The 26603-nt window shown below is 72.1% G+C and carries 27 protein-coding genes, 1 tRNA gene and 1 pseudogene; 19 read left to right on the top strand and 10 right to left on the bottom strand.

The genetic code is table 11. The features are described 5' to 3' along the window. Position 1: 1 nt before the first annotated feature. Both FBZ33_RS24885 and FBZ33_RS24880 read right to left on the bottom strand, forming a co-directional pair. On the bottom strand, positions 2 to 1180 hold the full coding sequence (locus tag FBZ33_RS24885; RefSeq protein WP_141910872.1) for a sensor histidine kinase: 1179 nt from the start codon (positions 1178 to 1180) through the stop codon (positions 2 to 4). A gap of 119 nt (positions 1181 to 1299) precedes the next feature. Then, positions 1300 to 1695, bottom strand: a complete 396-nt coding sequence (locus FBZ33_RS24880) for a VOC family protein (protein WP_141910871.1) — start codon at positions 1693 to 1695, stop codon at positions 1300 to 1302. Positions 1696 to 1892: 197 nt separating this feature from the next. On the opposite strand from FBZ33_RS24880, the gene FBZ33_RS24875 reads away from it, so the two are divergent. The 3 genes from FBZ33_RS24875 to FBZ33_RS24865 all read left to right on the top strand — a co-directional run bounded on the left by FBZ33_RS24875 (position 1893) and on the right by FBZ33_RS24865 (position 4353). Next, the gene (locus FBZ33_RS24875) at positions 1893 to 2894 is read left to right on the top strand and encodes a hypothetical protein (protein WP_141910870.1); all 1002 of its coding nucleotides are present in this window, start codon (positions 1893 to 1895) and stop codon (positions 2892 to 2894) included. A gap of 258 nt (positions 2895 to 3152) precedes the next feature. Continuing rightward, the gene (locus FBZ33_RS24870) at positions 3153 to 3866 is read left to right on the top strand and encodes a GAF and ANTAR domain-containing protein (RefSeq protein WP_141912934.1); all 714 of its coding nucleotides are present in this window, start codon (positions 3153 to 3155) and stop codon (positions 3864 to 3866) included. Positions 3867 to 3945: 79 nt separating this feature from the next. Next, a complete protein-coding gene (locus FBZ33_RS24865; RefSeq protein WP_141910869.1) occupies positions 3946 to 4353 on the top strand; it encodes a four-helix bundle copper-binding protein in 408 nt (135 codons plus the stop codon). A gap of 58 nt (positions 4354 to 4411) precedes the next feature. Here FBZ33_RS24865 and FBZ33_RS24860 read toward each other — a convergent pair whose 3' ends face one another. Continuing rightward, a complete protein-coding gene (locus FBZ33_RS24860) occupies positions 4412 to 4735 on the bottom strand; it encodes a plasmid stabilization protein (RefSeq protein ID WP_088951974.1) in 324 nt (107 codons plus the stop codon). 442 nt (positions 4736 to 5177) lie between these two features. On the opposite strand from FBZ33_RS24860, the gene FBZ33_RS24855 reads away from it, so the two are divergent. The 4 genes from FBZ33_RS24855 (at position 5178) to FBZ33_RS24835 (ending at position 8205) form a co-directional block, all read left to right on the top strand. Next, on the top strand, positions 5178 to 5924 hold the full coding sequence (locus tag FBZ33_RS24855; protein ID WP_141910868.1) for a GAF and ANTAR domain-containing protein: 747 nt from the start codon (positions 5178 to 5180) through the stop codon (positions 5922 to 5924). A 166-nt stretch (positions 5925 to 6090) separates the two neighbouring features. Beyond that, a complete protein-coding gene (locus tag FBZ33_RS24850) occupies positions 6091 to 6558 on the top strand; it encodes an STAS domain-containing protein (RefSeq protein ID WP_141910867.1) in 468 nt (155 codons plus the stop codon). Positions 6559 to 6653: 95 nt separating this feature from the next. Next, complete coding sequence (locus tag FBZ33_RS24845) at positions 6654 to 7052, top strand: nuclear transport factor 2 family protein (protein WP_185755403.1); 399 nt, start codon at positions 6654 to 6656, stop codon at positions 7050 to 7052. Positions 7053 to 7902: 850 nt separating this feature from the next. After that, the gene (locus tag FBZ33_RS24835) at positions 7903 to 8205 is read left to right on the top strand and encodes a MerR family transcriptional regulator (RefSeq protein ID WP_088949805.1); all 303 of its coding nucleotides are present in this window, start codon (positions 7903 to 7905) and stop codon (positions 8203 to 8205) included. A gap of 115 nt (positions 8206 to 8320) precedes the next feature. Here FBZ33_RS24835 and FBZ33_RS24830 read toward each other — a convergent pair whose 3' ends face one another. Then, entirely contained in the window at positions 8321 to 8701 is a 381-nt protein-coding gene (locus tag FBZ33_RS24830; protein ID WP_221629507.1) for a VOC family protein, read from the bottom strand. A 143-nt stretch (positions 8702 to 8844) separates the two neighbouring features. Here FBZ33_RS24830 and FBZ33_RS24825 point away from each other — a divergent pair, with 143 nt between their 5' ends. Beyond that, positions 8845 to 9570: a dienelactone hydrolase family protein gene (locus FBZ33_RS24825; protein WP_141910864.1), complete on the top strand. Its 726-nt coding sequence runs from the start codon at positions 8845 to 8847 to the stop codon at positions 9568 to 9570. A 131-nt stretch (positions 9571 to 9701) separates the two neighbouring features. Here FBZ33_RS24825 and FBZ33_RS24820 read toward each other — a convergent pair. Next, positions 9702 to 9777 (bottom strand) — tRNA-Arg (locus tag FBZ33_RS24820). A gap of 160 nt (positions 9778 to 9937) precedes the next feature. Here FBZ33_RS24820 and FBZ33_RS24815 point away from each other — a divergent pair. After that, positions 9938 to 10642: a hypothetical protein gene (locus FBZ33_RS24815; protein WP_141910863.1), complete on the top strand. Its 705-nt coding sequence runs from the start codon at positions 9938 to 9940 to the stop codon at positions 10640 to 10642. A gap of 231 nt (positions 10643 to 10873) precedes the next feature. Here the strand turns inward: FBZ33_RS24815 and FBZ33_RS24810 are convergent. Beyond that, positions 10874 to 11905: pseudogene (locus tag FBZ33_RS24810) on the bottom strand (alpha/beta hydrolase); the annotation flags it as partial. A gap of 163 nt (positions 11906 to 12068) precedes the next feature. Next, positions 12069 to 12509, bottom strand: a complete 441-nt coding sequence (locus FBZ33_RS24805; protein WP_141910862.1) for an HPF/RaiA family ribosome-associated protein — start codon at positions 12507 to 12509, stop codon at positions 12069 to 12071. A gap of 313 nt (positions 12510 to 12822) precedes the next feature. Here FBZ33_RS24805 and FBZ33_RS24800 point away from each other — a divergent pair, with 313 nt between their 5' ends. The 3 genes from FBZ33_RS24800 (at position 12823) to FBZ33_RS24790 (ending at position 16435) form a co-directional block, all read left to right on the top strand. Beyond that, complete coding sequence (locus FBZ33_RS24800; protein WP_141910861.1) at positions 12823 to 13578, top strand: single-stranded DNA-binding protein; 756 nt, start codon at positions 12823 to 12825, stop codon at positions 13576 to 13578. Between the two features lie 296 nt (positions 13579 to 13874). Then, a complete protein-coding gene (locus FBZ33_RS24795; protein WP_141910860.1) occupies positions 13875 to 14879 on the top strand; it encodes a cobalamin biosynthesis protein in 1005 nt (334 codons plus the stop codon). After that, positions 14876 to 16435, top strand: a complete 1560-nt coding sequence (locus FBZ33_RS24790; RefSeq protein ID WP_141910859.1) for a cobyric acid synthase — start codon at positions 14876 to 14878, stop codon at positions 16433 to 16435. Before FBZ33_RS24795 ends, FBZ33_RS24790 begins: the two co-directional genes overlap by 4 nt. Positions 16436 to 16659: 224 nt before the next feature. On the opposite strand, the gene FBZ33_RS24785 is transcribed toward FBZ33_RS24790, so the two are convergent. After that, positions 16660 to 17061, bottom strand: coding sequence for a rhodanese-like domain-containing protein (locus FBZ33_RS24785; protein WP_088949799.1), 402 nt, complete (start codon positions 17059 to 17061; stop codon positions 16660 to 16662). A 391-nt stretch (positions 17062 to 17452) separates the two neighbouring features. On the opposite strand from FBZ33_RS24785, the gene FBZ33_RS24780 reads away from it, so the two are divergent. From FBZ33_RS24780 to FBZ33_RS24760, 5 genes are all read left to right on the top strand, one after another. Next, positions 17453 to 18127: a uridine kinase gene (locus FBZ33_RS24780; protein WP_370453103.1), complete on the top strand. Its 675-nt coding sequence runs from the start codon at positions 17453 to 17455 to the stop codon at positions 18125 to 18127. 130 nt (positions 18128 to 18257) lie between these two features. After that, a complete protein-coding gene (locus FBZ33_RS24775; protein WP_141910857.1) occupies positions 18258 to 19403 on the top strand; it encodes a M48 family metallopeptidase in 1146 nt (381 codons plus the stop codon). A gap of 36 nt (positions 19404 to 19439) precedes the next feature. Beyond that, a complete protein-coding gene (locus FBZ33_RS24770; protein WP_185755522.1) occupies positions 19440 to 20783 on the top strand; it encodes a dipeptidase in 1344 nt (447 codons plus the stop codon). 77 nt (positions 20784 to 20860) lie between these two features. Next, positions 20861 to 21067 (top strand): hypothetical protein, encoded by a 207-nt coding sequence (locus tag FBZ33_RS24765; RefSeq protein ID WP_030333429.1) that lies wholly within the window; start codon positions 20861 to 20863, stop codon positions 21065 to 21067. A gap of 84 nt (positions 21068 to 21151) precedes the next feature. Continuing rightward, on the top strand, positions 21152 to 22744 hold the full coding sequence (locus FBZ33_RS24760) for an ATP-dependent DNA ligase (RefSeq protein ID WP_255509039.1): 1593 nt from the start codon (positions 21152 to 21154) through the stop codon (positions 22742 to 22744). A 10-nt stretch (positions 22745 to 22754) separates the two neighbouring features. On the opposite strand, the gene FBZ33_RS24755 is transcribed toward FBZ33_RS24760, so the two are convergent. Further along, a complete protein-coding gene (locus tag FBZ33_RS24755) occupies positions 22755 to 23513 on the bottom strand; it encodes a hypothetical protein (protein WP_141910854.1) in 759 nt (252 codons plus the stop codon). A 115-nt stretch (positions 23514 to 23628) separates the two neighbouring features. Beyond that, a complete protein-coding gene (locus FBZ33_RS24750; RefSeq protein ID WP_141910853.1) occupies positions 23629 to 24450 on the bottom strand; it encodes an SURF1 family protein in 822 nt (273 codons plus the stop codon). A gap of 183 nt (positions 24451 to 24633) precedes the next feature. Between FBZ33_RS24750 and FBZ33_RS24745 the strand changes: the two genes are divergently transcribed. After that, a complete protein-coding gene (locus FBZ33_RS24745; protein WP_141910852.1) occupies positions 24634 to 26034 on the top strand; it encodes a cobyrinate a,c-diamide synthase in 1401 nt (466 codons plus the stop codon). Then, the gene (locus FBZ33_RS24740) at positions 26031 to 26600 is read left to right on the top strand and encodes a GNAT family N-acetyltransferase (RefSeq protein ID WP_088949795.1); all 570 of its coding nucleotides are present in this window, start codon (positions 26031 to 26033) and stop codon (positions 26598 to 26600) included. The genes FBZ33_RS24745 and FBZ33_RS24740 overlap by 4 nt, the downstream gene beginning before the upstream one ends. The last annotated feature ends 3 nt before the right edge of the window (positions 26601 to 26603 follow it).

The following is a 26603-nucleotide window of genomic DNA, read 5'->3' as shown; positions in this document are numbered from 1 at the left end:
GTCAGCCGACACCAGGCCACTCCAGTCGGATCCGGGTGCCGGTGCCGGGTGCCGAGTGCACGTCGGCCCGACCGCCGACCGCCGCCATCCGGCCGCCGATCGACTCGCGTAACCCGTACCGGTGGGGTGGGACGGTGGCCGGGTCGAAGCCGGGGCCGTCGTCGACGACCTCGACCACGACGCCGATCGCGTCCCGTTTCAGCCGCAGCGTGGCCCGCGCGCCCGGGGCGTGACGGACCACGTTGGACATCGCCGCGTAGGCGCTCTCGCCGATGGCGTCGGCAACCCCGGACGGGACCGCACAGGACTCCAGGTCAAGGTGCGCCGGAAGCTCGGGCAGGCGGGCCGCCACCAACCGCAACCGCCCGTCCAGCGGCACCGGGCCGTCACCGGCCACCGGGCCGACGTCGGTGTGCGCGACGAGAGTACGCAGGTCGGCGGCGCACCGGTCGCGGAAGGCGGTCGAGGGCCCGGACACCGCGCCCAGCCCGACCATGGTCAGGGTGCCGAGCACCGTGTCGTGCAGGTCGCGATTCTGCTGGCGTTCCGCCTCGCGGGCGGTGCGTGCGACCAACGCCTCCCGGGTCAACCGTTGATGCTCGACGAAGGCGCGGTCCGCACGGCCGAGCCGTCGACGCATCACCGCCGTCATCATCGCCGTGCAGGCGGTCTGCACCAACAGGGTGGCCGCGTGCGCCCGAGCCTCGGTGGGGTTGCCGGCGGCCTGCGCGCCTGTCACATAGGTGGCGACGACGAGCAGGCCGGCCGGGATAGACCAGCGCGCCGGCGCGGTGGCCTGGGTGTTGATCACCGTGGTGCTGGCCAGCACGGCGATCCAACTGCCCTCACCGGGCAGGACCCCGGGTGCCACCATGACGGGGATGAGCAGGCAGGCCACCGCGGTGACCGCGACGTCACCGGCGACCAGGCCCGGTGTGATCCCGTGGCGCAACGCGCGGTGCGCGTACCAGAGCGACCAGCCGGTCAGCGCGGCGACGCCGGGCAGCAACACGGCTGGCTCGACCGGCGGGGTCTGCACCGACAGGGCCACCGACGCGCCGACCAACCCGCAGGTCAGCCGCAGCAGCGCCGGCAGTGTGGTGAAGATGAGGCCGAATGCGCCGCCGGCCGGATTGTCCAGCGTGGGCGGCGGCACGGGCGGGCTGGCAACGGCCGGCATCGGGAAGTGTCCTTCCGACAACGACCCGGTCCGGGTCCGTGCGGTAGAGATCGACATCGGACAATAGCATGGCTGGTGTCGAACGTTGACCCCGTTGTGCGCAGAGTGTCGCTAATGCGTCACTCTGCGCTGCGGGGTTGGAGCAGGTCCCACCGGTTGCCGTAGAGATCGGCGAAGACCGCGACAGAGCCGTACGCCTCGTGGCGTGGTTCCTCCAGGAAGCGCACCCCGGCGGCCACCATCCGGGCGTGGTCCCGGGCGAAGTCCTCCGTGTAGAGGAACAACCCGACCCGGCCGCCGGTCTGGTCGCCAACCCGAGCCCGCTGCTCGGCGGTGCTCGCCCTGGCCAGCAACAACGCCGTCTCCCGGGCGCCCGCCGGTCGGACCACCACCCATCGCGAACCGTCGGGTCGGGCGGTGTCCTCCACCAACTTGAAACCGAGGTCGCCGACGTAGAAGTCGATCGCCTCGTCGTACTCCCTGACCACCAGCGCGACGAGTCCCAGATGTGCCACCCGGTCATCATGCCGCCGGGCACGTCGCACCCGGTTGGCGGCGTCCCCGCCGATCGCCCGGATCACGCCGCAGCGCGCCGTCGCAGCGGCGCGTGTCGCGGCTCGCGCGTGAACCACTCGCGTTCGTCAGGCGCCCTGGCGGGAACCGGGTGCGGCCGTGGGCCGTCCCATCCTCGGGTGGAGGGGTGGTGAGCCGGATGCGCTCGTCCCGGACCGTACTGGTGTTCGCACTGCTCGGCATGGCGCTGGGTGGCTGCGGTGGCACGACCAGCGGGCCGGGCATGGCCGAGGAGCCCGGCCCGGCGCAGATCGTCGACTCGTGGACCTCCTGCGCCACGGCGGCACCACAGGCCGGTGCGGTGTTGTCGGTGCCGGACACAGCGACGCCGACACCGACCGCGCCCGAGCCGAAGATCGGGCGCATCGACTCCGCGTTCACCCCGGTCGCCGCCGTGCTCTGCGGGCGGGAGATCCGGCCGGGCGTCAATGGAGGCCAGGACCAGACCGCCACGGAGCGACGCGCCGAGGAGATCGCACCACTGCTCGCCGCACTGCGCCTGTCCAACGAGCAGGCCGAGGGGGAGATCGCCTGCACCGCCGACATGGTCATCCCACCCTGGTTGGCCCTGCTCGACGACCGGGGGCGCTGGCTGCGGCCGTACCTGCCGACAAACGTCTGCGGCAGGCCGCGCGCCGAGGTGAGCAACGCGCTCGCCGGGTTGTCCTGGACCACTGTGGACACCCGTACCGTCGGGCAGATTGAATCCCCGGCGGCCGAGGCCGCCGGATGCCCGCAACGGTGGGCGGACATGGTGTGGGTGGAGACCAGCAACGGCCGCCCCGGCCCGCCCGCGCCGGCCACGTCGCCGGCCGCCGGGCCGCTGCGCCTCTGCGTCTACCAGGTGCCCGCGACGCAACAGGGTGGCGGCAAGCCGGCGGGCGATTTCGTGTACGGCGGGCCGCTGCCGGCCGAGCGTCAGACGGGCGTGCTGCGTGGTCTGGCCAACCGCCGGGCGGTGGCCGACTGTCAGACCCCGGCGTCGCGCTTCGCGGTGCTGCGCCCGTTGGACGGCGCCGCCGGACCCGACCGGTACGTCGAACTCGACGGCTGCCGACGCTTCCTGGTCGCGCCACCGACCGGTGGAGCGCAGCTCGGCCAGGGCGACGAAGCGCTGGCCGACCTGCTGGGGCCCATCTGAGCCCGCTCGGCGCCACACGGGCCGCCCTCGTCCACGCAAAACGTCGTCGCTGCACGTCTTACGGCAGGGGAGTAGAGTGAAAAGTCTGTAGCCCGTGCCCCTGAATGAGGCGGGGCGACCCGGCGTCAAGAGATCGGCGTGGGTCCCAGGTCTGCCCCAGTGGGTCTGTGCAGCAGCCCGCCTAAGCGCGTGCTGCCATCCGCGCGCCCCTTGGCTCCGCTGCCGGGCAGGCGCGCCGGCCCCGAGGATCTGGTGCCCTTGCCCCATCTGCCGTCGGACACTGCCAGCGCATTCGCCGAACTCGGGAGCATCAAGCTCTCCGAAGTCGACCTCGACGAGGTCCTTCAACGGGTCGCCGAGCTCGCGAAACGCGTCCTGCCCATGCCGGTGGAGGTGTCGGTCACGTTGATTCGTGGTGGGGTCGGGCATACGGCTGCCTTCACCAGCGAGGTGGCCCGGGAGATGGACGAGCGGCAGTACGCCCAGGGCCGGGGCCCGTGCCTGGACGCCGCTGCCAGCGGCGACGTCCTGTCCGTCCCCGATCTCTCCACCGAGGACCGGTGGCCCGAGTGGGCAGACCGCGGGCGGAAGCAGGGCCTGGGCAGTTCGGTGTCGATCGGCCTGCCGATCCAGGAGGCTGTCGTCGGAGCGCTCAACGTCTACGCGCACACGCCCGAGGCCTTCGACGACGAGACGGTGACGGTGCTGGAGACGTTCGCCGCGTACGGCGCGGTTGCCCTGTCCAACGCCCAGCTCTACGACAGCACCGCGACCCTCGCCCGGCAGATGCGCGAGGCGATGGCCAACCGGGCGGTCATCGAGCAGGCCAAGGGCATCATCATGGCCGAGCGGCGCTGCGGCCCCGCCGAGGCGTTCGCGATTCTGGCGAAGGTTTCGCAGGATTCCAACCGCAAGGTCCGTGACGTGGCCCAGGCTCTGGTCGACCGGGCCGCCGGCCCGTCCCGGGCCTGACGACCATCCGGCCGTGCCCGGACGTGTGCCGGGCGAGACTTCGGGTAGGGCCGAGGGAACCCGACGAGAGGATTCCCCGATGTCGAGCACCACGATGCCGATGCTGGAGACGTACCCGAAGTCGATCAACTTGGACCGGGCGAAGCTGGCGGCGGCGATCGACGCCCTCAACGACTGCGCCCAGGCGTGCACCGCCTGCGCGGACGCCTGCCTCAGCGAGGACATGGTTGCCGACCTGACCAAATGCATTCGGACAAACCTGGACTGCGCGGACATCTGCGCCACCACGGCCCGAGTGCTGTCCCGGCACACCGGCTACGACGCGAACCTCAGCCGGAGCCTCCTGGAGGCGTGCGCCACGGCGTGCAAGTCGTGCGGTGACGAGTGTGCCCGGCACGCCGACATGCACGAGCACTGCCGGATCTGTGCGGACGCCTGCCGGGCCTGCGAGCGGGCCTGTCGGGACCTGCTGGCCACGATGAGCTGACCGCGGCGCGCGGTGCCGGGCGCCGAGGGGCGTCGGCACCGCTCACGCGGAAGGCTCGCTACTTCGACAGGGCGCGCTCCAGCTCCGCCTTCGACATCGACGAGCGCCCCTTGATGCCGCGCTGCTTCGCCTCGTTGTAGAGCTGCTCCTTGGTGCGACCCTTGGCGCCACTGTGGGAGCGCTTACCGCCGCGGTGCCCGGACGACACGTCGTTGCGCGACGACCGGCTCGACGTGCGCGCCTCACCCGAGCGGGCCCGTTCCTTGTTCACCGTACGGGCCGCGATCTCCTTGGCCCGGCCGGCGGAGGCGCCCCGCTCCTGCGCGCTCTCCTTGATGTGCTCGTACTGCCGCTCCCTCTTGGGGCTTGATCCTGCTGGCATCGGTGCCTCCCGCAGCCGCTGTCGGGTGAGGTCGAGACCCGGCTCGCACACTCCGAGGTGCGATCGAGACATCCCGGGCCGGGCGTCGCACTCACGCTTCTGGGCCACGATGCCCAGTCACCACAGAGGTCAAACGAGTGCTGGGGACCTGCTTGCCCGACCGTCGCCTCGCAGGCAGTAGGTGCGACGGAACAGGGCCGGCCGTCTCGGACCGCGCGCTGGGCCCGATCCGGCTGCACGTTCTGAACCCCTCCGAGCGGCGTCGTATAGTTGTTGCCGCAGCCGACGCCTGTGCGTCGGCCAGTCAGCGTCCAGCAGCGGGCGCCGGGCTCGGTTGGCGAGCCTGTGCGGCGCCCCGTGTTCGCGGTGCGCCATCACCACGCGCGCTGCCGTCGCCTTCCTGCAACTGGTACGCGCCCCGGGCACGAGGACCTTTGACGTCATGGCACAGCAGCCCATTGATCCCAATGCGGCGATCTCCGAACTCGGCCAGATCAAATTTGGCGAGACCGACCTGTCCGGAGTGTTGAGCCAGGTCTCCGAGCTGGCACGCCGAACGATTCCCGGCGCGGAAGAGGTGTCGGTGACCTTGCTGAAGCAGGAGGGGGCGCACACCGCCGCGTTCAGCGGCGAGATGGCGCTACGACTCGACGAACTGCAGTACGAGTATGAGCAGGGCCCGTGTCTGGAGGCGGCGAAAGAGGCCGCCGTAGTGTCCGTCCCGGACATGTCCGAAGAGGTTCGTTGGCCGCAGTGGGCGGCCCAAGCCGTGGAGGGCGGAGCGCTCAGCTCACTGTCGATCGGGTTCCCGATCCAGGAGACCGTGCTCGGGGCACTGAACATCTACGGCGTCAAACCGGGCGCCTTCGACGACGACGCGGTCACCCTCGCACAGACATTCGCCGGGTACGCCGCCGTCGCCCTTGCCAACGCCCACCTGTACGACACCACCGCCACCCTGGCCGCCCAGATGCAGTCGGCCATGCAGAGTCGAGCGGTCATCGAGCAGGCGAAGGGCATCATCATGGGCGAACGCCGCTGCACCCCGGACGAGGCGTTCGCCGTCCTCGCGAAGGTCTCCCAGGACTCCAACCGCAAACTGCGGGACGTCGCCGCCGCGCTGGTCGAAAGGGCCGCCCGACCGTCGAGCCTCAAACGCGATCGTGGTGACGCAGCCCACCAACCGTGAGCGTTCGGCTACGGAGCGCTGGGGCGGCCCGCCAGCGTACTGCCGGCTGGGCTCGGCAAGAACGCACGAGTTGACTGGCGGTCGGCGGCTGTTCCTATTACCGTTGGGTTCGGGTCAAGACACGCGCCCTTCCTGTTACGAATCTCGACAGGAGGCGTGAGCCCCTATGACTGAGCCTTCCTGGCTCCTCCAGACCCACTTCGATCGGTCCCCGCTGGCAGTCAGCCGAGGGCTGGTCACACCAGCGACGCTCGCCATCCGCCAGGCGGCCCCTGAGGTGGAGTCCTCCGAGTTGTCGTTCCACGTGGCTCGCTTCACCGAGCCCACCGACCTGTCCGCGACCATCTCCGCCGACCGGATGGTCGTCGCCCCGATGGGTTACGTCGACATGGATACCGCCCCGCGCCTGGCGACGGCACTGTTCAACGCGGTCGACAGCCATCCCGAGGTCTGTTGCGACCTGAGCGGCGTCGGGTTCTTCAGCGCCGCCGGTGTGCACGTCCTCCTGCTGGCGCGCGACCGGGCGGAACAGGTCGGGTCTCGCTTCTCGGTCCGAGGCGCCAGCGGAGTCACCCTGCGCGTGTTGCGGATCACCGGCGTGGAGCCTCTGCTCCTCGACGGCGAACGCGGCTGAGAACCGCCGATCCGTGCGCCCGGACGAGTTGCACGCTCGCCATGTCGGAGGTCGCTGGTAGAAGGAGCACAAGCATTGTCGTGAGGGGGTCGAGCGTGGAGATTCGGGACGCGGCCAAGCGGTGGGCGACCGTGTGGGCGCACGGATGGCCCGCCAAGGACGTCGACGGCATCGCCGGGCTGCAAGCCGAGGACGGCGATCACTGGGCGTCGATGTTCCGCCCGTACCGGGGGCGTGTGGGGCTTCGTGCGTACCTGCGGGAGTGCTTCGACGAGGAGACCCGCCCGGCCGAGGTCTGGTTTGGCGACCCGCAGGTCGACGGCGACACGGCGAGCGTCGAATACTGGGCGGTCGCTTACCCGAACGACCGGCCGTTCACCATCTCCGGCTGCACCCTGTTGCGCTTCGACGACGCGGGCCTGGTGACCGAGGCCCGCGACTACTCCCACGCCAAGGAGGGGCGACTTCTGCCGCCAGCCAACCTGTTCGGGTGACACTCCACGGCCGCAGTGGTGTCCCAGGTGTCCGGGCGGTCCAGGTCGTGAGCCGGCCGGTACCCGCCGAGGACCAGCAGGCCGTCCTTCTGAACCAGGTCCTCGGCTCGGTGCTCGTCATCGGTCAGCAGTCGGGCGAGCCGGATCAGCGCCGATGTGCGAGCGAACGCGTACTCCTCGAACGTCACGCCCTGTTAACGCGGTAGGTCGGCTGGCCCGTAGACAGCCGCCGGGTGTTTCTGCCGGCCGCGCAGCGCCTGCCCGACCCGCTGGCGGCGTCTTGATCTGCACGGCCGACGGGACTGCTCACGTCGGCAGAGAAAATCTCTGTGCGAAGAGCTAGATTTTCTTCCGGGCATGAGCTAACGTTCCTGATGTCGAAGACGGAGCAAGTAAAGACGCTGACGTGACCGCCCCAACCGAGGGCGAAGGAGTCGGGCCAGGAAATTCGCAGGCCTGCTCAGAAGTTGCGGGTGAGGCCGAGGCTCGTTCAGGGCTTCACCCGAGGCAAGCAGGGTTCGTCGCACGTGTCAGGGCCATGAAGTCGCGTGGGGCTCGGACACCGACGGACAGCACGACGAACGACAGAGGAAATCAGAGGCAAGGGAGGGCGTAACACCGTTGGATCGCCCGCTGCCACCCGTGGACATGGGCTGGGCGCGGACACCGCAGTATCCATCGAACGAAAGGTGGTCTCCGGTCACGCATACGCGATCCTCGCACCCGATGCCGTCATTGACGGCCGGTGTGGACAAGACAAGCCGACGTTCAGTCGGCAGATGGTGTTCCTGACCCACAACCCTTGGGCCCCGGTGCTTCCGAGCACCGGGGCCCTCGTGATGGAGGTTTCATGACCCAATCCGACGACATGCTTGACGACGAGGACTACCCCGCGTACACCATGGGCCGCGCCGCCGAGATCATCGGCTGCTCGCAGGACTTCCTCCGTCGGCTCGGTGACGCCAAACTTTTCGACCCGCAGCGCTCCAGCGGCGGACACCGCCGCTACTCCCGCTACCAGCTCCGCCTTGCCGCACGAGCCCGGGAGATGTGCGACCAGGGCACCGACATCGTCTCGGCCTGCCGGATCATCATTCTTGAGGACCAGCTAGAAGAGGCCCTTCGACGCAACGAGCGCTACCAGCAGGGCTGAACACACCCCACGCTGCGGCCTCCCGCACAAGTGACGCCGACCGCACACGGTCCCTCCCACCAGGGCAGGGACCGTTCGTCGTCTGCGGAAGGGTCTCGGTCCGGTGCCGCCCAGCTCAGAGCTGCTGGACGATCTGAATCGGGTTGCCGTCCGGGTCGGCCGTCCAGGCGATCAGCAGGCGATCGAGCCACCGGTGCGGTGCAGCCAGTGCGGGGGCGCCGCTCGCCGTGAGTGCGGCGTACGCGGCGGCGGTGTCGTCGGTCCAGAGGATCACCGCGGCCCGCTGGCCCTGGGTCACCGGGTCGAGCCCGTGATCGTCGCGGGTGGAGGCCACCGAGGCGATGCCGATCTTGTAGCCGTCGAGCACGAGATCGATGTGGATCGGCTCGCCCTCGACTGGCACCCGGAAGGTCTCGGTGAAGCCGAGACCGGCGTAGAACTCGGCCGCGCGCAGAACGTCCTCAGAGAAGAGGATCACCTGAGGAGTGCGGAACATCGACACATCCCGACGCTATCAGCGCAGCGGAGCTGACGCCGGAGCGATGCTGGCCTGCCCGCGGCAGATGCCAGGCACAGCATTGTTCTGCCAGCGGCTAAGACCGGTCCGACCGGGCTCGACGGTCGCTACAGTCCAGTCTCATGAGGACGGTTACAACGCGTACGGTCGAGTATCCGGCCGACGGTTTGACGATGGTCGGGCACCTCGCGCTCCCGGCCGGTGTCGACCGCCGGCCCGCGGTGCTGCTCGGACCAGAGGGCACGGGGCTCAGCGACGTCGAGCGCCGCCGAGCCGACACCCTGGCTGAGCTGGGGTACGTGGCGCTGGCCTTCGACCTTCACGGCGGGCGCTATTTGGGCGACCCCGAGGAGATGCTGGCCCGTTGCATGCCGCTGCTCGCCGACCCCGACCGGATGCGGGGCATCGGCCACGCGGCGCTCGACGTGTTGCGCGCCGAACCGCGGACCGACCCCGACCGGATCGCCGCCGTCGGCTACGGCACCGGCGGCGCCATCGGGCTGGAACTTGGGCGCGACGGCGTCAACCTGCGCGCGATCGGGACAGTCAACGGACTGATCACGGGCCGACCCGGCGAGGCGGCGCGCATTCGCTGCCCCGTGTGGGCCGGGGTCGGGTCGGAAGACCCCATCATGCCGCCCGCGCAACGGGACGCGTTCACCGCCGAGATGCAGGCCGCGGGCGTTGACTGGCGCCTCGTGGTCTACGGCGGCGCCTTGCACGCCTTCCACCACCCGCCGGTCGACCACCCCACGGTCCCCGGCGTCGGCTACCACCCACGGCACGCGCAGCGAGCCTGGCGCGACGTCGTCGACCTGCTCGCCGAGTGCCTGCCCGTAACGGAGTGATCTGGGTCGGCAACCGCGATTCCGGGTCACGAACAAGGCCGATCCACCGCCACCGGCTGTATGAATGGCTGTACGGGGGCCGTTGTGATCGACTCGACCGGGAAAGGCAGGTCGCTGACCTGGGACGACTGTGGTGCGCCCGGCAGGATTCGAACCTGCGGCCTTGGGATTAGAAGTCCCCTGCTCTATCCGCTGAGCTACGGGCGCGCGTGACGTGGATGTCGCGCCCAGAGGGTACCGCCGTCCTGCTGCCCGGCGGCGAAAAGGGTGCCCGCGTCCACGTTGTCGAGCAGGGTCTCATGTCAGCGGCCTGGTGGGCATCCGGGTTCCCGCGGACCGACCTGGCCTCGGACCGTACCTTTGGCTGGTGTTGCTGGATTCCGACGCCGAGAGCGACGTCGCCTACGAGCTGTGCCAGGTCGTCGGTCGCGCCATCCTTCCGTACCGGTCGTCGGACGACGACCAGCACCACGGCACCGCGTTCTTCTTCCAGGGCAGCGACGACCCGGTGGGGGAGTCGCTGTTGACGGCGGCCGACCTGGTCGGCACGCCGGGTGGTGAGCTGGGGCTGCGGACGAGCGTCACCGAGCCGGCCGGCGTCGCCCCGGCCGCCGTGTCCGAGGTCGGGATCGTGCCCGGCTGGGCCCGTTTTCCGGGCGACGGGGTCGCGGTGCTGCCGACCGCGGGCCTGCACCGGTTGGCCGGTGACGGTGGCTGGCGGTGGCGCGTTCAGCCGGTCCCTGCGGGGATCGCCGCCGGGCCCGAGGTGGTCGCCCGCCTCGGCGCCGACGCCGGTTCCGCTTTCGTGCTGGCCCATGGGGTACGCGAAGACGGGTCGCGTCCGCTGGAGGTCGCGATCGAGCGGGTGGTCCGCGACGGGGACACCGTGCGGATCACCACGGAGCTGCCGCAGGGGTACGTCGGCGCGCCGGTCTTCGTCGTCCAGCTCGACTCCAGCGGGCAGCTGTCGCCGTACTGCCTTGGCCTGGTGCTGCCCGGCGTCGGCGAGCACCCGGTGGCGACCTTCGACCGGATCCGAGCCGTCCTTCCGGCGACGCCCGGCGACATCTGAGCCCCGCGGCACCGTCTGAGCCACGCCCGGTGCGACGTCTGAGCCACGCCCACTGACGTCACCCGTGCCTCGCGTCGCCCTCCCGACTGGTCAGCCGCCGGCCGGCGCGGCACCTGCCGTGTCGGCCGTGGACCGTCGGCTCTCCGGGAGCCTGGCCTCGCCGGTGGTCGAGTCGGTGCCGGTGGAGGCCCTGACGCTCGGTGGCCCGCCGCCTGCCGCAGGGTCGGCCGGTGCGGGATCGGCGGTAGCCGAGGCGGCCGGCGCCACGTCGTTCGGCCCGGGGTCGGCGGTGACCGGACCGGCCGGGGCGGTGGGGCCGGCGGCGAGGAACGCCTCGGCCCAGCGGCCCACCTCGTCGAAGACCTTCTTGCGGACGGCCGGGCCGGAGAGCGTGAGGTCGTGCAGCCCGCCGTCGAAACGGGCCAGGGTGACGTGCCGGCCGAGGCGGGGCGCGTACCGGACCATGTGCTCGACGTCCAGCACGGCGTCGGCCAGTGTCGCGTTGTCGTGCCACCTGGTGCCCCGGAAGGAGCGGGTCGAGCAGGCCAGCAGCACCGGCACCTGGATGTCCAGGCCGGCGCGCAGCCGGCGTTGACCAGTGCGGATCGCGTTCAGCCAGCCGGCCCGGACCGGGAACCCGGCCAGCGGCTTCCACGCCAGGTCATAGGTCCACTCGCCGCGGTGGTCGGAGTGGATGCTCTCGCCGTACACCGTGCCCAGCCCGAACGGCAGGATGCGGTGCGGCGCCCTGCGGCCCAGGCGGGAGACGGCGGCCGCGAGGGGTCGGCGCACCGCCCAGGGGGCGTTCAGGTCGAAGAACGGGCTGTTGAGCACCAGGCCGTCGACGGTGCCGGTTTCGCGGCGGGCGTCCGCCCAGAGCGAGAGGATCAGGCCGCCGGTGGAGTGGCCCATCGCCAGCAGGGTGTCGTGCCCGTCGTCGGAGCGGATGATCTCGGCGGCGGCGTCCAGCTCGGGAAAGTAGTCGCTGATGTCGCGGCAGAAGTTCGGGGTCTGGCCCGGGAGCAGACTGCGACCGTATTTGCGCAGGTCGAGCGCGTAGAAGTCCCAGCCCCGTTCGGCGAAGAAGTCGGCCAGATGGGTCTGGAAGAAGTAGTCGACGAAGCCGTGCACGTAGAGGACGGCCCGCCCGGTGGGGCGCTCGGCGCGCCGCCGGACCAGAGTCGCGACGACCGGTCCCTCGTCGTCGGTGCCCAGGTTGATCGTCTGCCGCTCGTACGGCGGCCCCAACACGTCCGGTTCCACGGACACGACGCTACGCCGCGAACCTACCCAGCGGTAGCCCGCGCTCTGGCTGGCCCCCGCGATCCTTGCCTGCCCCGCGATCCTGCTCCTGTTGCCGTGGCGCAGCCTCTGCGAGCTGCGTGCGCGGCCCCGAAGGTGCAGGATCGCGGGGACGAGGCGTGGGTCAGACCGTTTCCGCGTCGGCCCGGCTCGGGTCGGCGGCGGGCAGCTGCTCCTGGTCGTCGGCGGAGTCCAGCTCACTCTGCGGCTGCGGGACGTCGCGCAGGTGCTTGTTGTGCCGGGGCTCCTGGCGGGTCTTGGCGTCGTTGAGCCGGCGGCGCAGGTCGTCGCGGACGTCGTTGAGCGCGGCGTGCAGGTCCTCCTCGGCGGAGGTGGTGACGATCTTCTGCCGGCCGGCGATCCAGCACTCCAGGGTGACCTTCTGGCCGCGGGCCTCCCGGTCCTTCACCGACACCTCGAGCTCGGTGGCGTCGGCGTGGAAACTGGCCAACCGGGCGTCGAGGGTGGCGAACTGCTCGGCGATCCAGTTGCGGTCGCCCTGCGAGAACCCGGCACCCACCCGCAGGCACTCCGCAACGGTGGCCGGGTTCGCCACGGCGCTCATCGCTGCGCCTCGGAGACGTTTGCGGAGCCGATTTCGGTGATCATCATGGCGCTGACCTCTCGTCGACGTGGAGCTGTCGGTGGTGCGTTGATCAAGTGCATACCCAGTTCGGGCAGCCCCGGAAACCGCCGACGTCGAGTCGGGCGGGTCGGGCGGGTCGGGCGTACCACATCAGGGCGTGATCAGGGCGTTGTCCACAGGTGGCTTCGTTGTCCACAGGTCGGGGGTGGGGCGCTGGTGATGGCCGCCCTCAGCGCAGAGGCTCGTTGTCGAGTCGACTCGCGCTGGCAGGCCCCAATCCCCTGGAGGGACGATGTTCGACACCTACGTGACAATCGTCGGCAATGTGCTGACAACGCCCGAGTGGCGGCGTACCACCCAGAGCAACACCCTGGTGGCCAACTTCAAGGTCGCCTCGACCGCCCGACGGCTCGACCGCGACAGCGGCCGGTGGGTCGACGGCAACTCACTGCGCGTCCGCGTCAACTGCTGGCGCAAGCTCGCCGAGGGCGTGGCGGCATCGGTCATGGTCGGCGATCCGGTGGTGGTCTGCGGGCGGCTCTACACCCGCGACTGGACCGACGACGCCGGCAACCACCGCACCCTCTACGAGTTGGAGGCGGTCGCCGTCGGCCACGACCTGTCCCGAGGGCGGGCCCGGTTCCTGCGTAACCGGCCCAGTGTCACGACCAGCACGGTGGAGGACGCGGAGGCCGAGAGCCGCGTGCACGGCGAGCCCACCGAGCCGGTCCCGGCCGGGCAGGCGCCCGTGCTGCCCGACGACCGCCCGTTGGACGATGACTTCGAGCTGCCCGACTACGCCGCGCTGCGCACCAGCCCGTTCGCTGACGGCCCGGTGGATGGTGGTCTCGTCCCGAGTGGCGGGCGGATCGGGCCGGTCGACGTCCTGCCCGACCTCGACGACGAACTGCCCCTCCCGCCCGAGGAGGACGAGGACACCGCCGACCTGGACGAAGAGCTGGAGCCGGTGCCGGACGAGGGTCAGCCGGAGCCCGCGCAGTCCGGTCGGGGACGGCGTGGCCGAGGCCGGGTCCCGCAGCCGGCATGACCCATCGGTTCGGCCCTCGCGGGCAGGGTGCCTGACGATCCCGCGCCGGTTGGGCGCCAGGCCGATCGTCACCGCTCGGTGGCGGCTGGTCGGTCGGCGCTTCGGCAACACCGCACCGGACGTAACCGCACGACGGGGGCGGGGTGGCGATGCGATCAGCGTCGTCACCCCGCGTGACAACAACTGAAGGACCGGCCCGCCTGGCGGCCCACGAAGCGTCTTTCACTGGTGAAGCACCGTGGGCCGGGCTGGTTCACGGGTTGCTCGTCTAGGCTGGCCGGCCGGGGGTGGTGCGGGTGCGACGGACAGCGCCGGTGGCGAACGCGGTGGGGCTGCTGGCCGGGTACGCGCTCGACAGGCTGCTCGGTGACCCGCGCCGGTGGCACCCGGTGGCCGGCTTCGGTCAGGCCGCCGGAGCGTTGGAGCGCCGCCTCTACCGGCCGGACCGTACGGCGGGTGTGGCGTTCACCGCGCTGGCCGTGGGCGGGCCGGTGCTGCTCGGGGCCGTCGCCACGGCGGCCACCCGGCACCGGCCGGTGACCCGGGCGGTGCTCGTGGCCGCCAGCACGTGGACCGTCCTGGGCGGTCGCACGCTGCGGCACGAGGCCACAGTCATGGGTCGGACGCTGCGCGCCGGTGATCTTCCCGCAGCCCGTCAACGTCTCGGTCACCTCTGCGGACGGGACCCGTCGACGCTGGGCGAGTCCGAGTTGGCCCGCGCCACTGTCGAATCGCTCGCCGAGAACACGTCCGACGCGGTCGTCGCCCCGCTGGTCTGGGGCGCGGTCGCCGGTCTGCCGGGGCTGCTGGGCTACCGCGCGGCGAACACCCTCGACGCGATGGTCGGGCACCGGTCGGCGCGCTACGCACGGTTCGGCACCCCGGCCGCGCGGCTGGACGACGTGCTCAACCTGGTGCCGTCCCGGCTGACCGGGCTGCTCACCATCGCTGTCGCGCCCGTCGCCCACGGGGATCGGCAGCGGGCCTGGCAGGTGTGGCGGCGTGACCGCAACGACCACCCGAGCCCCAACGCCGGCCAGTGCGAGGCGGCCATGGCCGGCGCGCTCGGCGTCCGCCTCGGTGGCCGCAACGTCTACTTCGGGCGCTCCGAGGTGCGGCCGTTCCTCGGCGACGGCCCCCGCCCCGAGGCGCGGCACCTGAAGCGTGCCGCCCGGATCTCCGGCGCTGTCGGGTTGGCGGCCGTGGGGTTGGCGGCCGCATACCCGGTGACCCTCGGCCGTCTGGTCAGCGCCGTGGGCCGGCGCGGGCTGGCCGCCGTGACCGGTGGGCGTGGGCGGTGAGCGGCGGGCTGCTGGTCGCCGGCACGACCTCCGACGCCGGCAAGAGCGTGCTCACCGCCGGGATCTGCCGCTGGCTGCACCGGCAGGGCGTGAAGGTGGCGCCGTACAAGGCGCAGAACATGTCGAACAACTCCGCGGTGGTCGTCGGACCGGACGGGCGTGGCGGCGAGATCGGACGAGCCCAGGCCATGCAGGCCGCAGCCTGTGGGCTCGCGCCCGATCTGCGGTTCAACCCGGTGCTGCTCAAGCCGGGCAGTGACCTGGCGAGTCAGGTGGTGCTGCTCGGCGAGGCCGTCGACACCATCACCGCCGGCACCTTCCGGCACCTGCGTCCCCGGCTCGCCGAGACCGCGTACGCGGCGCTGGCCGAGCTGCGGGAGACGTACGACGTGGTGATCTGCGAGGGTGCCGGGAGCCCTGCCGAGATCAACCTGCGGGCTGGTGACTACGTCAACATGGGGCTGGCCCGGCACGCCAACCTGCCCACCATCGTGGTCGGCGACATCGACCGGGGTGGCGTCTTCGCCTCGATGTTCGGCACCGTGGCGCTGCTCGACCCCGCCGACCAGGCCCTGATCGCCGGCTTCGTGATCAACAAGTTCCGAGGTGACCTCGGGCTGCTCCAGCCGGGGCTGGACATGCTGCGTCACGTCACCGGCCGTCCCACGTACGGGGTGCTGCCCTGGGCACTGGACCTGTGGCTCGACGCGGAGGACTCACTCGCCTACGGCCGTGTACTCGGCCGCCCCGCCGCCCCGCACGGCACCGAATGGCTGGACGTGGCCGTCGTCCGCCTGCCCCGGATCAGCAATGCCACCGACGTGGAGGCATTGGCCACCGAGCCGGGTGTCCGCGTACGCCTCACCATCGAACCAGCCGAGCTGGCCGCCGCCGACCTGGTCGTCCTCCCCGGCTCCAAGTCCACCGTCGCCGACCTCGCCTGGCTGCGCGAAACGGGCCTCGCCGACGCGGTTGCCGCACACGTGGCGGCCGGCAAGCCACTGCTCGGCCTCTGCGGCGGTTTCCAGATGCTCGGCCGCGCCATCCATGACCCGGTGGAGAGCCGGCAGGGCAGCGTGCCGGGGCTGGGCCTGCTACCCATCGAGATCACGTTCGATCCGCGCAAGACCGTCCGGCAGTCGGTGGGCACCGCGCACGGTGGCCTTCCGGTGCGTGGCTACGAGATCCACCACGGGTACGTCTCGCACACCGACCCCACCCTGGCCCCGCTGCTGATCGGCGACGACGGTGTCGGCGAGGGAGCCGTACTCGGCGCGGTGCACGGCACGCACTGGCACGGGGCGTTCGAGTCCGACGGGTTCCGCCGGTGGTTCCTAACCGAGACGGCTCGCCTGGCCGGCCGTACCGGCTTCCGGGTCGCACCGGCCACCAGCTTCGCCGCCGCCCGGGAACGCTCGCTCGATCTGCTCGGTGACCTCGTCGAGGAACACCTGGACACCGACGCCCTCTGGCGTCTCATCGAAACCGGGGCACCGGCGGGCCTCCCCTTCATCCCGCCCGGCCCCCCACCAGCCACCACGCCGCCTCAGAACTAGCCCCCCCAGCCTCCACCGCCGGCACACCTCCGTCCGCCGTGGACTCGCTGGCCGTGGTCGATCATGCACTTGTGGTGCCCGTTGTGCTCCGACTACAACCCTTTCATCCCCCACCACAACTCCATGATCGACGGGGGCGGGGGCGGGGCGGGGCGGGGCCCGTACGGCTGGTGCGCAGTGCGCGGCCGGCGCCCGGTGGTGCACCTGGGCGGGGTGAGGGAGGACTAGGGGCGGATGTCGGCGGGGCGGTCGGTTGTCGGCAGGCCGGCGGCGAGCCAGGCGTCGACGCCGCCGATCATGTCGGTGGCCCGACGCAGCCCGAGGGTCTGCAAACTGGCGGCGGCCAGGCTGGAGCTGTAGCCCTGCCGGCACACCAGCACGATCTCCCGGTCGTACCCGGTGGCCTCCGGGATCCGCCATGCGCTGGCCGGATCGAGCCGCCATTCCAGCACGGTTCGGTCGATGACGACCGCGCCCGGCAGGTCGCCCTGTTCGCGGCGTTGCAGATCGGTGCGGGTGTCGACCAGCAGCGCACCGCCGCGGACCGCCTCGACGGTCTGCTGCGGAGTCAGTCGGTGCAGCCCGGCACGGGCCTGTTCGAGCAGGGCGTCGATACCGGGGCTCATCACATCTCGGAGCACCACCCGATGATGCCGATTCGGTGGCACCCCGGGGCGGCGAACGGGCCGCCCGTCACCCGTGGCCGCCCCAATTCCCCCGGACGTGACGACGGCCGGCCAGGGATGGTCAGTCGGACGTGTCAGCCGGCCCGGTCAGGCCGCTGATACGGCGTGATCCACTCGGGTTTGCGGAAATCGTGGTGTCCGGTCGACCGGGATACCGCGATTTCAATGAATCGGAGTCGATCACCCGGGCGAGCGGCGCCGGCGGCATACTTTCGGTCATGCACCACGCGAGGCTGCGCTGAGCCCCGAGGCCGGGCGGCCGGCACCGCACCGCGAGGCTGGGCTGACCCCCGAGGCCGGACGGCCGGCACCGCACCGGAGGGCCGTGGACATCACCGGAACGGCCGATGACGTCGGGGGACCGGCCGGTCGTCGGACTGGCAGGTCGTCGGTGGCAGTGGTCGAGGCGTACGCCGAACTGGCCTGTCGGGCGCTCGCGGGCCCGGCGCGGTTGGGGCGGACCCGGTTGGTCGCGGTCGACGGGCCGAGTGGCGCGGGCAAGAGCCGGTTCGCCGCGCGCCTCGCGGATGCCCTGGCGGCGCTGCCCGGCGGCCGGCCGCCCGTGGTGCACACCGACGACCTGCTCGACGGTTGGGACGACCAGGTCACTTTCTGGCCCCGCCTCGACGAGGGGGTGCTCGGTCCGCTGCGGGAGGAGAGGCCCGGCGCCTATCGGCGCTACAGCTGGGTGCGGCAGAGCTTCCTGCCGCGGCCGGTTCCGGTTCCGGCCGCGCCGGTGCTGGTGTTGGAGGGGGTCACCGCGGCCCGTGCGGTCGTCCGGCCGGAGCTGACCCTGGCCGTGTTCGTCACCGCGCCTGCCTCGTTGCGGTGGGAGCGCGCGGTCGCCCGGGACGGGCCGGAGATCCTGCCCGAGCTGCGTCGCTGGCACGCCGGTGAGCAGGCGCACTTCGCGGCCGACGACACGGCCAACCACGCGGACCTGCTGGTGGATGGTGCGCCGACGCTGCCGCACGACTCGGACCGGTACTACCTTCGCATCGGTTGAGCGGGGGCATGGACGTCCGCCAGCGGCTACGGCACGATGCGAGAGGGCCGCCACCGACAGGGCACTGGGCGGGACGGCGGCCAACGGCACGACGCGAAGCACCCAGGGCGCGGCGATCGGGGGACTCATCATGTCGGCAACGGACACGCCCGCGCGGCGCCGGATCACACTCACCGGCATCAGCTCGCGGGCCTGGGAACATCCGGCCGACCGGGGCGCTCTGGTCGCCCTGCGGGAGCTGCGCGGGTTCGACGACGTGGTGCGGTCGTTCTTCGGCATGTGGAACGAGCGTGGTTTCCGGCTGTCCGTGCTCGCCTCGGGGATCCGGGTCGACCACCGGCAGTACCCGGCGGTGTGGCAGCGCTACGCCGAGGCCGCGGCGGCGCTCGACGTGGCGGAACTGCCCGAGCTGTACGTGACCCAGTCGCCCTGGTTGGGCGCCGAGGCCGTGGGCCTGGAACGGCCGTTCATCGTGCTCAACTCCGCCTGCGTGCAGCACCTCGACGAGGACGAGCTGCGCTGCCTGCTCGGCCACGAGCTGGGGCACGTGGGCAGTGGGCACGCGGTCTACAAGACGATGCTCATGATCCTCACCCGGTGGGCGGCCAACCTGAGCTGGTTGCCGGTGGGAGCGATCGCGCTGCGGGCGATCATCGCGGCGATGCTGGAGTGGTGGCGCAAGGCCGAGCTGTCCGCCGACCGGGCCGGTCTGCTCGCCGGGCAGGACCCGGCCGCCGCGCTGCGTCTGCTCATGAAGCTCGCGGGCGGCGGTGACCTGTCCCAGATCGACACCGCCGCGTTCCTGGAGCAGGCCGCCGAGTACGCCGGCGGCGGCGACCTGCGCGACAGCCTGCACAAGATCAGGATGACGGCGTGGAGCACCCATCCGGCCCCGGTGGCCCGGGCGGCGCAGCTCCGCCAGTGGATCGACTCCGGGGCGTACGGGCGGGTGCTGGCCGGTGACTACCCGCGCCGCGAGGACGACAGCTCGACCAGCGTGTCGGAGGAGATCAAGGCCGCTGCCGAGTCGTACCGGGAGGAGTTCAGCCGGTCCACCGACCCGCTGGTCGGGTTGCTGCGCCGGCTCGGCGACGGCGCCAGCGACGTCGGCGAGTGGGTCGGCGGCACCGCCGGTCGGGCCCGCTCCTGGATGGACGCCGCCACCGAGGCAGCCGGCCGCGCGCAGCGCGCCGGCCGGGCCGCACCCGGCGCGCGGGCGGGCACCGGGCCGGCGGGCGGCGGTGACGGTGCGGGCTCGGCCAGCACGTCGGGGTAAGGCCGGCATACGATGCCGGTCATGACCTCACCGATCATGTCCGAGTCCGAGGTGCGGGCCGCCGTCGAGCGGGAGATGCCCGGCGTACGCGCCGACCTGGAACGTCTCGTCCGCATCCCCGGCATCGCCTTCGAGGGCTTCGACCACTCACACGTGGAACGTTCCGCCGAGGCGGTCGCCGAACTGCTGCGCGGCTGCGGCCTGGACGTCGACATCGTGCGTTCCGGCGGTCAGCCCGCGGTGATCGGCCGTCGGGCGGCCCCGCCCGGTGCGCCCACCGTGCTGCTCTACGCCCACCACGACGTGCAGCCGGTCGGCGACCGGTCGCTGTGGGAGTCCGACCCGTTCGAGCCGGTGGAGCGCGACGGCCGGCTCTACGCCCGGGGCGCGGCTGACGACAAGGCCGGCATCATGGCGCACGTCGCGGCGCTGCGGGCGTACGGGGACGCGCTGCCGGTCGGTGTGGTGCTCTTCATCGAGGGCGAGGAGGAGTACGGCTCCGACTCGCTGGAGCAGCTGCTGATCGAGCACCGCGACGAGATCACCTCGGACGTCATCGTGATCGCTGACTCCGGCAACTGGGACATCGGCGTACCGGCGTTGACCACCTCGCTGCGCGGCGTCGTCAACTGTTTCGTCGAGGTGCGCACGCTGGACCACGCGGTGCACAGCGGCATGTTCGGTGGTGCCGTGCCGGACGCGCTCACCGCGCTGGTCCGCCTGCTGTCGACACTGCACGACGACGCCGGCGACGTGGCGGTGGAAGGGCTGGTCGGCCGGGAGGGCGCCACCGTCGACTACCCCGAGGACCGGATCCGGAACGAGGCCGGGCTGGCCGACGGCGTCCAGTTCATCGGCACCGGCCGGATCACCGACCGGCTCTGGACCAAGCCCGCGGTGGCGGTGCTCGGCATCGACGCGCCGTCCACCAGCGAGGCGCCGAACGCCCTGGTCCCGGCCGCGAAGGCGAAGCTCAACGTCCGTCTCGCTCCGGGCGACGACCCCAAGCGGGCGTACGCGGCGATTCGCGCGCACCTGGAGAAGCACGCTCCGTGGGGTGCCCAGGTGACAGTCAGCCTGGAGCACGACGGCAACCCGTGCGTGATCGACGCGTCCGGGCCGATGTTCGACGCCGCCCGGTCGGCCTTCCGGGCTGCCTGGGACGGCACCGACCCGGTGGACGTCGGCATCGGCGGTTCGATCCCGTTCATCGCCACCTTCCAGGACATGTTCCCGGATGCGGCGATCCTGGTGACCGGTGTGGAGGACCCGCACGCCCGTGCGCACGGCCCGAACGAGAGTCTGCACCTGGGTGAGTTCGCCAAGGTCTGCCTCGCCGAGGCGTTGCTGCTCGGCAATGTCGCCGCTGCGCGTAGTTAGGTCACGGAACGGCGATTTCGGGCCTGATCTGCGACTTTACGGCGTGTCGGATGGTCAGCTGTTATAGCCTTTCGTACATGAGTACGAACGAGGTGATGGCCCGGTTGGGGGCCGCTGTCAGCGCGCTGGGGGATGTCGACGTCTCCGCGTGGTCCGAGGACACGCTCAACGAACAGCTCGGTGAGCTCTCCGCCGCACTGGTCGCCCTCGACTCGGTGCTCTCCCGTGTCGCTGGCGAGGTCCGTGCCCGGGGGTTGCGCATCGAGGAGCCCGTCTCCGCCTGATCGTCGTCCGCGTTGGTGGGCGGCAACCTGCCGACACCGCCCGGGCACGGCAATGCCCGGGCGGTGTCGGAGGTGACTGGCAGGATGAGCTGCGTGCGGTTCCTCGACCTGGCAGCCACCTCCGCTGCCGTCAGCGCCACCAGCGGCCGGCGAGCCAAGGTGGAGCTGCTCGCTGACGCGTTGCGCCGGCTCGACCCGGGCGAGGTCGAGCCCGGTGCCGGCTATCTGGCCGGTGAGCTGCGCCAACGACAGACCGGGGTGGGCTACGCGAGCCTGCGTGACCTGCCGCCACCGGCCGCCGAGCCGACGTTGACGGTGGCGTCCGTGGACGCGGCCATCGAGCAGATCGCCGCCGTGGCGGGCAAGGGTTCGCAGGCCCGACGGCGGGCGCTGCTCGGTGCGCTCTACGCGGCGGCGACCGTCGAGGAGCAGCGTCTGCTCACCGGCCTGTTCAGCGGCGAGCTGCGCCAGGGCGCCCAGGCGGGGTTGCTCGCCGACGCGGTCGCCCGGGCCGCCGAGGTGCCGGTGGCGACGGTCCGACGGGCCCTGCTGCTCGCCGGTGACCTGCGTGCCGTGGCGGTGGCCGCGCTGTCCGGCGGGGCCGCCGAGTTGGCCGGGTTCGGCCTTCAGGTCGGCCGGCCGCTGGCACCGATGCTGGCGCAGAGCGCCCCCTCGGTCGACGAGGCACTCGCCGCGACCGGCACGCCGGCGGTGGTCGACGTGAAGCTCGACGGCATCCGCATCCAGGTGCACCGCTCGGGCGCCGACATCGCCGTCTTCACCCGCAGCCTCGACGAGATCACCGCCCGGGTTCCCGAGGTGGTCGCCGCGGTCCGGGCCCTGCCGGGCCGCGAGTTGGTGCTCGACGGCGAGGCGATCGGCCTGGACGAGACGGGCCGTCCGCTGCCGTTCCAGCAGACCTCCAGTCGGGCCGCCCGACGCACCACCCCCAGCACCACCGGCCGCACTCCTGTCGCCCCGGCGGTGCTCGCGGCAGCCGCCAGCACCGGCGCGACAGTGCTCACTCCGTACTTCTTCGATCTGCTGCACCTCGACGGCGAGGACCTGATCGACCTGCCCGGCAGGGAGCGGTGGGCCGCGCTCGCCGGCGCGGTCGACTCGTCGCTGCTGGTCGGTCGGATGGAGGTCGACGGGCCCGAGCAGGCCGCCGCCGCGTTCGCTGCCGCACTGGACGCCGGGCAGGAGGGCGTGGTGGTCAAGGCACCGGACGCCCCCTACGACGCCGGCCGGCGCGGTGCCGCCTGGGTCAAGGTCAAGCCCCGGCACACCCTCGACCTGGTGGTGCTCGCCGTCGAGTGGGGCAGTGGCCGGCGCAAGGGTTGGCTGTCCAACCTGCACCTGGGCGCGCGCGACCCGCACACCGGCGACTTCGTCATGCTCGGCAAGACGTTCAAGGGGCTCACCGACGAGCTGCTGCGGTGGCAGACCGAGCGGTTCCTCGACCTCGCGGTCGAGCGCGGCGACTGGGTGGTCCGGGTCCGGCCCGAGCAGGTGGTGGAGATCGCCTTCGACGGGGTGCAGACCAGCTCCCGCTATCCCGGGGGGATGGCGCTGCGGTTCGCCCGGGTGGTGCGGTATCGCGACGACAAGTCCGCCGCCGAGGCGGACACCATCGACGCCGTCCGCGCGATCCACGCCGGTCGTCCCGCCGGTTGACCGGCCCGGGTCACCTGCTGGACAGCGACCTCGCGTAGTTCACCTGGTTGTTGATGTGCGCCACCTGAGCCTGATCGGCGACCGGAATCCGGGCCACGTACTGCTGCCCGCCGTTGGTCACCGTCACCTGCACGGTGCCGTGGTGCCGGGTCTCCTTGACCAGCAGGAAGAGCAAACTCAAGACGAACAGGCAGAAGAAGCCGACGATGGCGCAGATCAGCGCCCAGGTGGCCACCTTCTCCTCGCGCTGCCAGTAGTCGGCCACGTGCCAGGTCGCCCCGGCCAGCGGCAGCACCCCGGCCGGCGTACGGATGACGGGTGGGCTGACCGCGATCTCGGCGATCTGCACCGCGACCACCTCCGGCCCGCTGGCGTAGCCGGCCAGGGCCGGGGGCACCGCCATCGGGGTCGGCGGGTACGGCCCGACCGCCGGCCACTCCCCGGCCGGCTGGGCCGATCCCCATGCCCCGGCCGGCTGGGGTGGTGCCCATGGCCCGGCCGGCTGGGATGGCGGCCCGGAGAAGGGCGCGGGTGGTGCGGAGAACTCCGCGGGCGGTGCCGAGAACTGTGCCGGAGGCCCGGAGAACTGCGCTGGTGCCGGCGTGACCGGGAACGGTGTCGTCGGCGGTAGGCCGGAAGCCGCGGCGGCAGGTGGTGCCGTCGTCGGCAGTGGCGCGGTCGGTGGTTCGGCGGCCCACGGGTCGATCGGCGGGTGCGCCCGGGTCTCCGGAACGGGCTCGGGCAGCGGTGCTGTGGGATCCACGCTCATCGGGACCCCCAACGTGAGGTGAACACCCGGCGGAGACTACCGGCTGCCGTGGTGTGCCCGGTGCCCCCGAGTGTCCGGTTGAGTCACCGGAACGGACCGGGTCGGGCCGGTCCGGTCAGGCGGACGCGCTCGGTGTTGGCTCGGCCGCCCGGTCCAGCGGAGCCGGGGTGGTGCCGAGGCCGGCGGCGCGGCGTGCCTCGCGGCGGGCCACCCAGCCGTAGCCGAACAGGGCCATCACCGCGAAGAGCCACCACTGCACGACGTATCCGAAGTTCTGCCAGTTGTTGGCGTGCCCGACGGGCACCGCCTTGAACACCGGGTCCGCCGCCGGGGTCTGCTCGTCCAGCAGCAGATAGGCGCCGTAGACCGGGTAGGGCAGTTCGCCGGCCAGGCGTGACACCCCGATCCGTCGGATCTCCAGCCGCCCGTCGCGCCGCGCCACCGCGCCGGCGCCGCTCTCGGTCTCATGCACGCGCCCGACAACTGTCACGTCGCCGGTCGGCACGGCCGGCACCTGCGGCTGGGCGGTCGCCCCACCCGGCGCTGGTGGGATCCAGCCCCGGTCCACCAGCAGCGCCGTGCCGTCCGCGAGAACCAGCGGGGTGAGCACCTCGAAGCCGACCCGGCTGTCCACCGTCCGACCACGGACCAGCACGGTGTTCGTCGGGTCGTACCGGCCGGTGACTGTCACCCGCGTCCAGACCTTGTCCTCGGCGGGGGCCGGGCCTGTCGTGCCCGCGCCGCCGCTGGGAGCGCGCAGCGCGTCGGCCAGAGGCGTCGGGGCCATCCGCTGGCCCGCGTCGATCCGCTCGTTGACCTCGGTACGCCCCCGGTAGCGGTCCAGCTGCCAGTTGCCGAGGAACACCATGACGGCGGCGGCAACCAGGGTCAGCGCGAGAGCGCCCAGCCAGCGTGGGCTCAGCAGGAACCGGTACACGGCACCGAGGCTACTCGTATGACCGGCGCCACTGACCTGGACCGGGCCGGAGCCGTGCCAGGAACCGGTCCGGTGGCCCCGGTTGGCGGTGCTCACGTCTCCAGCCGGACGGGTATCGTCACGCCGACGGATCGGCCCCGGTCGTCCCGTCGCGTACCCGCCACCGCTCGCGAGGAGTCGATGATGACCGTCGTGCCGCGCCTGGTGCTCAGCGCACCGTCCTCCGGGCACGGTAAGAACGCGCTGGCGATCGGGCTGCTCGCCGCGCTCGCCGAGCGGGGGGTGGACGTCGCCGGGTTCAAGCTCGGTCCGGACCACGTCGACGCCGCCTACCTGGGCCTCGCCTCCGGTCGGCCGGGTCGGGTAATCGATCCCCGGCTGGTCGGCATGGACCGGCTCGCCCCGCTGGTGGCGCACGGTGCCGCCGGTGCCGGGCTCGCCGTGGTGCAGGGCAGCATGGGCCTGTACGACGCGGTCGGTGGCCGCCCGGAGCAGGAGTCGACGGCCGCCGCGGCCGCGGCGCTGCGCAGCCCGGTGGTGCTCGTCGTCGACGTGGCCGCGATGGGTCAGTCGGTGGCGGCCCTGGTGCACGGTTTCCGCTCGTACGACGAGCAGTTGTGGCTCGGCGGGGTGATCCTCAACCGGGTGGCGTCGTCGCGGCACGAGGCGATGCTGCGCGAGGCGTTGGACGACGTGGGTGTGCCGGTCTACGGTGCGCTGCGTCGCCAGGACCTGCCGGCGGTGCTGCCGTCGCGACGGCACGGTGTGGCACCGGTGGTCGACGGCTCCGCCGACGCCGTCCGCGCGGTCCGTCGGCTGGGCGAGGCCGTCGCCGCGACTGTCGACCTGGAACGACTGCTCGGGCTGGCCCGCTCCGCTCCAGAGCTGCCCGCCCCCGCCTGGTCTCCCGAGGAGGCCGTCGGCGCGTTCACCGCCCCGGCGGACCGCCCGCTGGTGGCGCTGGCCGGCGGGCCGGGCGGCAGCTTCAGCCACCCGGAGACCGCCGAGTTGCTGCGCGCCGCCGGCGCCGAGATCGTCACCGTCGATCCGCTGCGCGACGAGGCACTGCCGGTGGGCACCCGCGCGCTGGTCATCGGTGGCGCGCTGCCCGAGGCGTACGCCGAGCAGTTGTCGGCCAACCGGCGGCTCTGCATCGCGGTGGCCGAGCTGGCGCGGACCGGGCGTCCGGTGGTCGCCGAGGGCGCCGGGCTGCTCTGGCTGGCCCGGGAGTTGGACGGGCTGCCGATGTGCGGTGTCCTGGACGCGATCGGCGTCAGCCGGGACGGTCTGGTGGCCGGCTACCGGGAGGCGACCGCCCAGACCGACAGCGTGGTCGCCGCCCAGGGCACGGTGCTGGTCGGCCACAAGGCGCACCGTGCGGTGCTCACCCCCCGCGCTGGTCAGCGCCCGGCGTGGAGCTGGGAGGGCGGCACGCCGGAGGGGTTCGTCTGGCGCAACGTGCACGCCTCGCAGCTCACCCTGCACTGGGCCGGTCATCCGGCGACGGCGGCTCGCTTGGTCGCCGCGGCGGCCGAGCCGACGAACGAGGCGGTGCCGGCGCAGCCCGGCGGGGTGCCGGCGTGATCGGTCAGGTGGCGGTGCGCCGATTCCCGGCGTTGACCGTCTCCACCCCGCGTACGGAGGTGCGGCGACTCACCTCGGCGGACGCGGAGGCGGCCGGGGAGATCTTTGCCGACAAGTTGACTCGGCGCTGGCTGCCGTTGCCCGACGACTCCGGCCCGATCGACGGGCACGCCTGGTGCACGGAGCTGGCCCGGCAGCGGCGGGACAGCGGCGAGGGTGACCACTATGCGGTGGTCCGACGCGAGGACGACCAGGTGGTGGGCTCGCTGTGGACGCGGCGCACCGACTGGGGTGCCCGTCTCACCGAGGTCTCCTACGCGATGGCGCCACACGCGCGGGGCTTCGGCTTCGCCGCCGAGGCCGTCGACGCGGTGGCCATCGCGCTGATCCTGGAGCACGGCTTCCAACGGGTCGAGCTGCGGGTGGCACCCGGCAACCTGGCCTCGCGCCGGGTCGCCGAGAAGGCGGGGTTCAGCTACGAGGGCCTGCTGCGCAATGCCGGGCTGGTCGGCGGCGGCCGGGTGGATCTCGAACTCTGGTCGTTCGTCGCCGCCGACCTGCGTTGACCC

Source organism: Micromonospora sp. A202 (genome assembly GCF_006715105.1).
Lineage (GTDB): Bacteria > Actinomycetota > Actinomycetes > Mycobacteriales > Micromonosporaceae > Micromonospora > Micromonospora zamorensis.
The sequence above is the reverse complement of the archived record's forward strand: the minus strand, read 5'-3'. Positions and strand labels throughout refer to the sequence as shown.

Excerpts from the sequence above, each read along its gene's own strand:
- FBZ33_RS24885 (WP_141910872.1), bottom strand. The coding sequence starts at position 1,180 with ATGCCGGCCGTTGCCAGCCCGCCCGTGCCGCCGCCCACGCTGGACAAT.
- FBZ33_RS24875 (WP_141910870.1), top strand. The coding sequence starts at position 1,893 with ATGCGCTCGTCCCGGACCGTACTGGTGTTCGCACTGCTCGGCATGGCG.
- FBZ33_RS24865 (WP_141910869.1), top strand. The coding sequence starts at position 3,946 with ATGTCGAGCACCACGATGCCGATGCTGGAGACGTACCCGAAGTCGATC.
- FBZ33_RS24860 (WP_088951974.1), bottom strand. The coding sequence starts at position 4,735 with ATGCCAGCAGGATCAAGCCCCAAGAGGGAGCGGCAGTACGAGCACATC.
- FBZ33_RS24855 (WP_141910868.1), top strand. The coding sequence starts at position 5,178 with ATGGCACAGCAGCCCATTGATCCCAATGCGGCGATCTCCGAACTCGGC.
- FBZ33_RS24850 (WP_141910867.1), top strand. The coding sequence starts at position 6,091 with ATGACTGAGCCTTCCTGGCTCCTCCAGACCCACTTCGATCGGTCCCCG.
- FBZ33_RS24835 (WP_088949805.1), top strand. The coding sequence starts at position 7,903 with ATGACCCAATCCGACGACATGCTTGACGACGAGGACTACCCCGCGTAC.
- FBZ33_RS24830 (WP_221629507.1), bottom strand. The coding sequence starts at position 8,701 with ATGTTCCGCACTCCTCAGGTGATCCTCTTCTCTGAGGACGTTCTGCGC.
- FBZ33_RS24825 (WP_141910864.1), top strand. The coding sequence starts at position 8,845 with ATGAGGACGGTTACAACGCGTACGGTCGAGTATCCGGCCGACGGTTTG.
- FBZ33_RS24805 (WP_141910862.1), bottom strand. The coding sequence starts at position 12,509 with ATGAGCGCCGTGGCGAACCCGGCCACCGTTGCGGAGTGCCTGCGGGTG.
- FBZ33_RS24800 (WP_141910861.1), top strand. The coding sequence starts at position 12,823 with ATGTTCGACACCTACGTGACAATCGTCGGCAATGTGCTGACAACGCCC.
- FBZ33_RS24785 (WP_088949799.1), bottom strand. The coding sequence starts at position 17,061 with ATGAGCCCCGGTATCGACGCCCTGCTCGAACAGGCCCGTGCCGGGCTG.
- FBZ33_RS24775 (WP_141910857.1), top strand. The coding sequence starts at position 18,258 with ATGTCGGCAACGGACACGCCCGCGCGGCGCCGGATCACACTCACCGGC.
- FBZ33_RS24770 (WP_185755522.1), top strand. The coding sequence starts at position 19,440 with ATGTCCGAGTCCGAGGTGCGGGCCGCCGTCGAGCGGGAGATGCCCGGC.
- FBZ33_RS24765 (WP_030333429.1), top strand. The coding sequence starts at position 20,861 with ATGAGTACGAACGAGGTGATGGCCCGGTTGGGGGCCGCTGTCAGCGCG.
- FBZ33_RS24760 (WP_255509039.1), top strand. The coding sequence starts at position 21,152 with ATGAGCTGCGTGCGGTTCCTCGACCTGGCAGCCACCTCCGCTGCCGTC.
- FBZ33_RS24755 (WP_141910854.1), bottom strand. The coding sequence starts at position 23,513 with ATGAGCGTGGATCCCACAGCACCGCTGCCCGAGCCCGTTCCGGAGACC.
- FBZ33_RS24745 (WP_141910852.1), top strand. The coding sequence starts at position 24,634 with ATGACCGTCGTGCCGCGCCTGGTGCTCAGCGCACCGTCCTCCGGGCAC.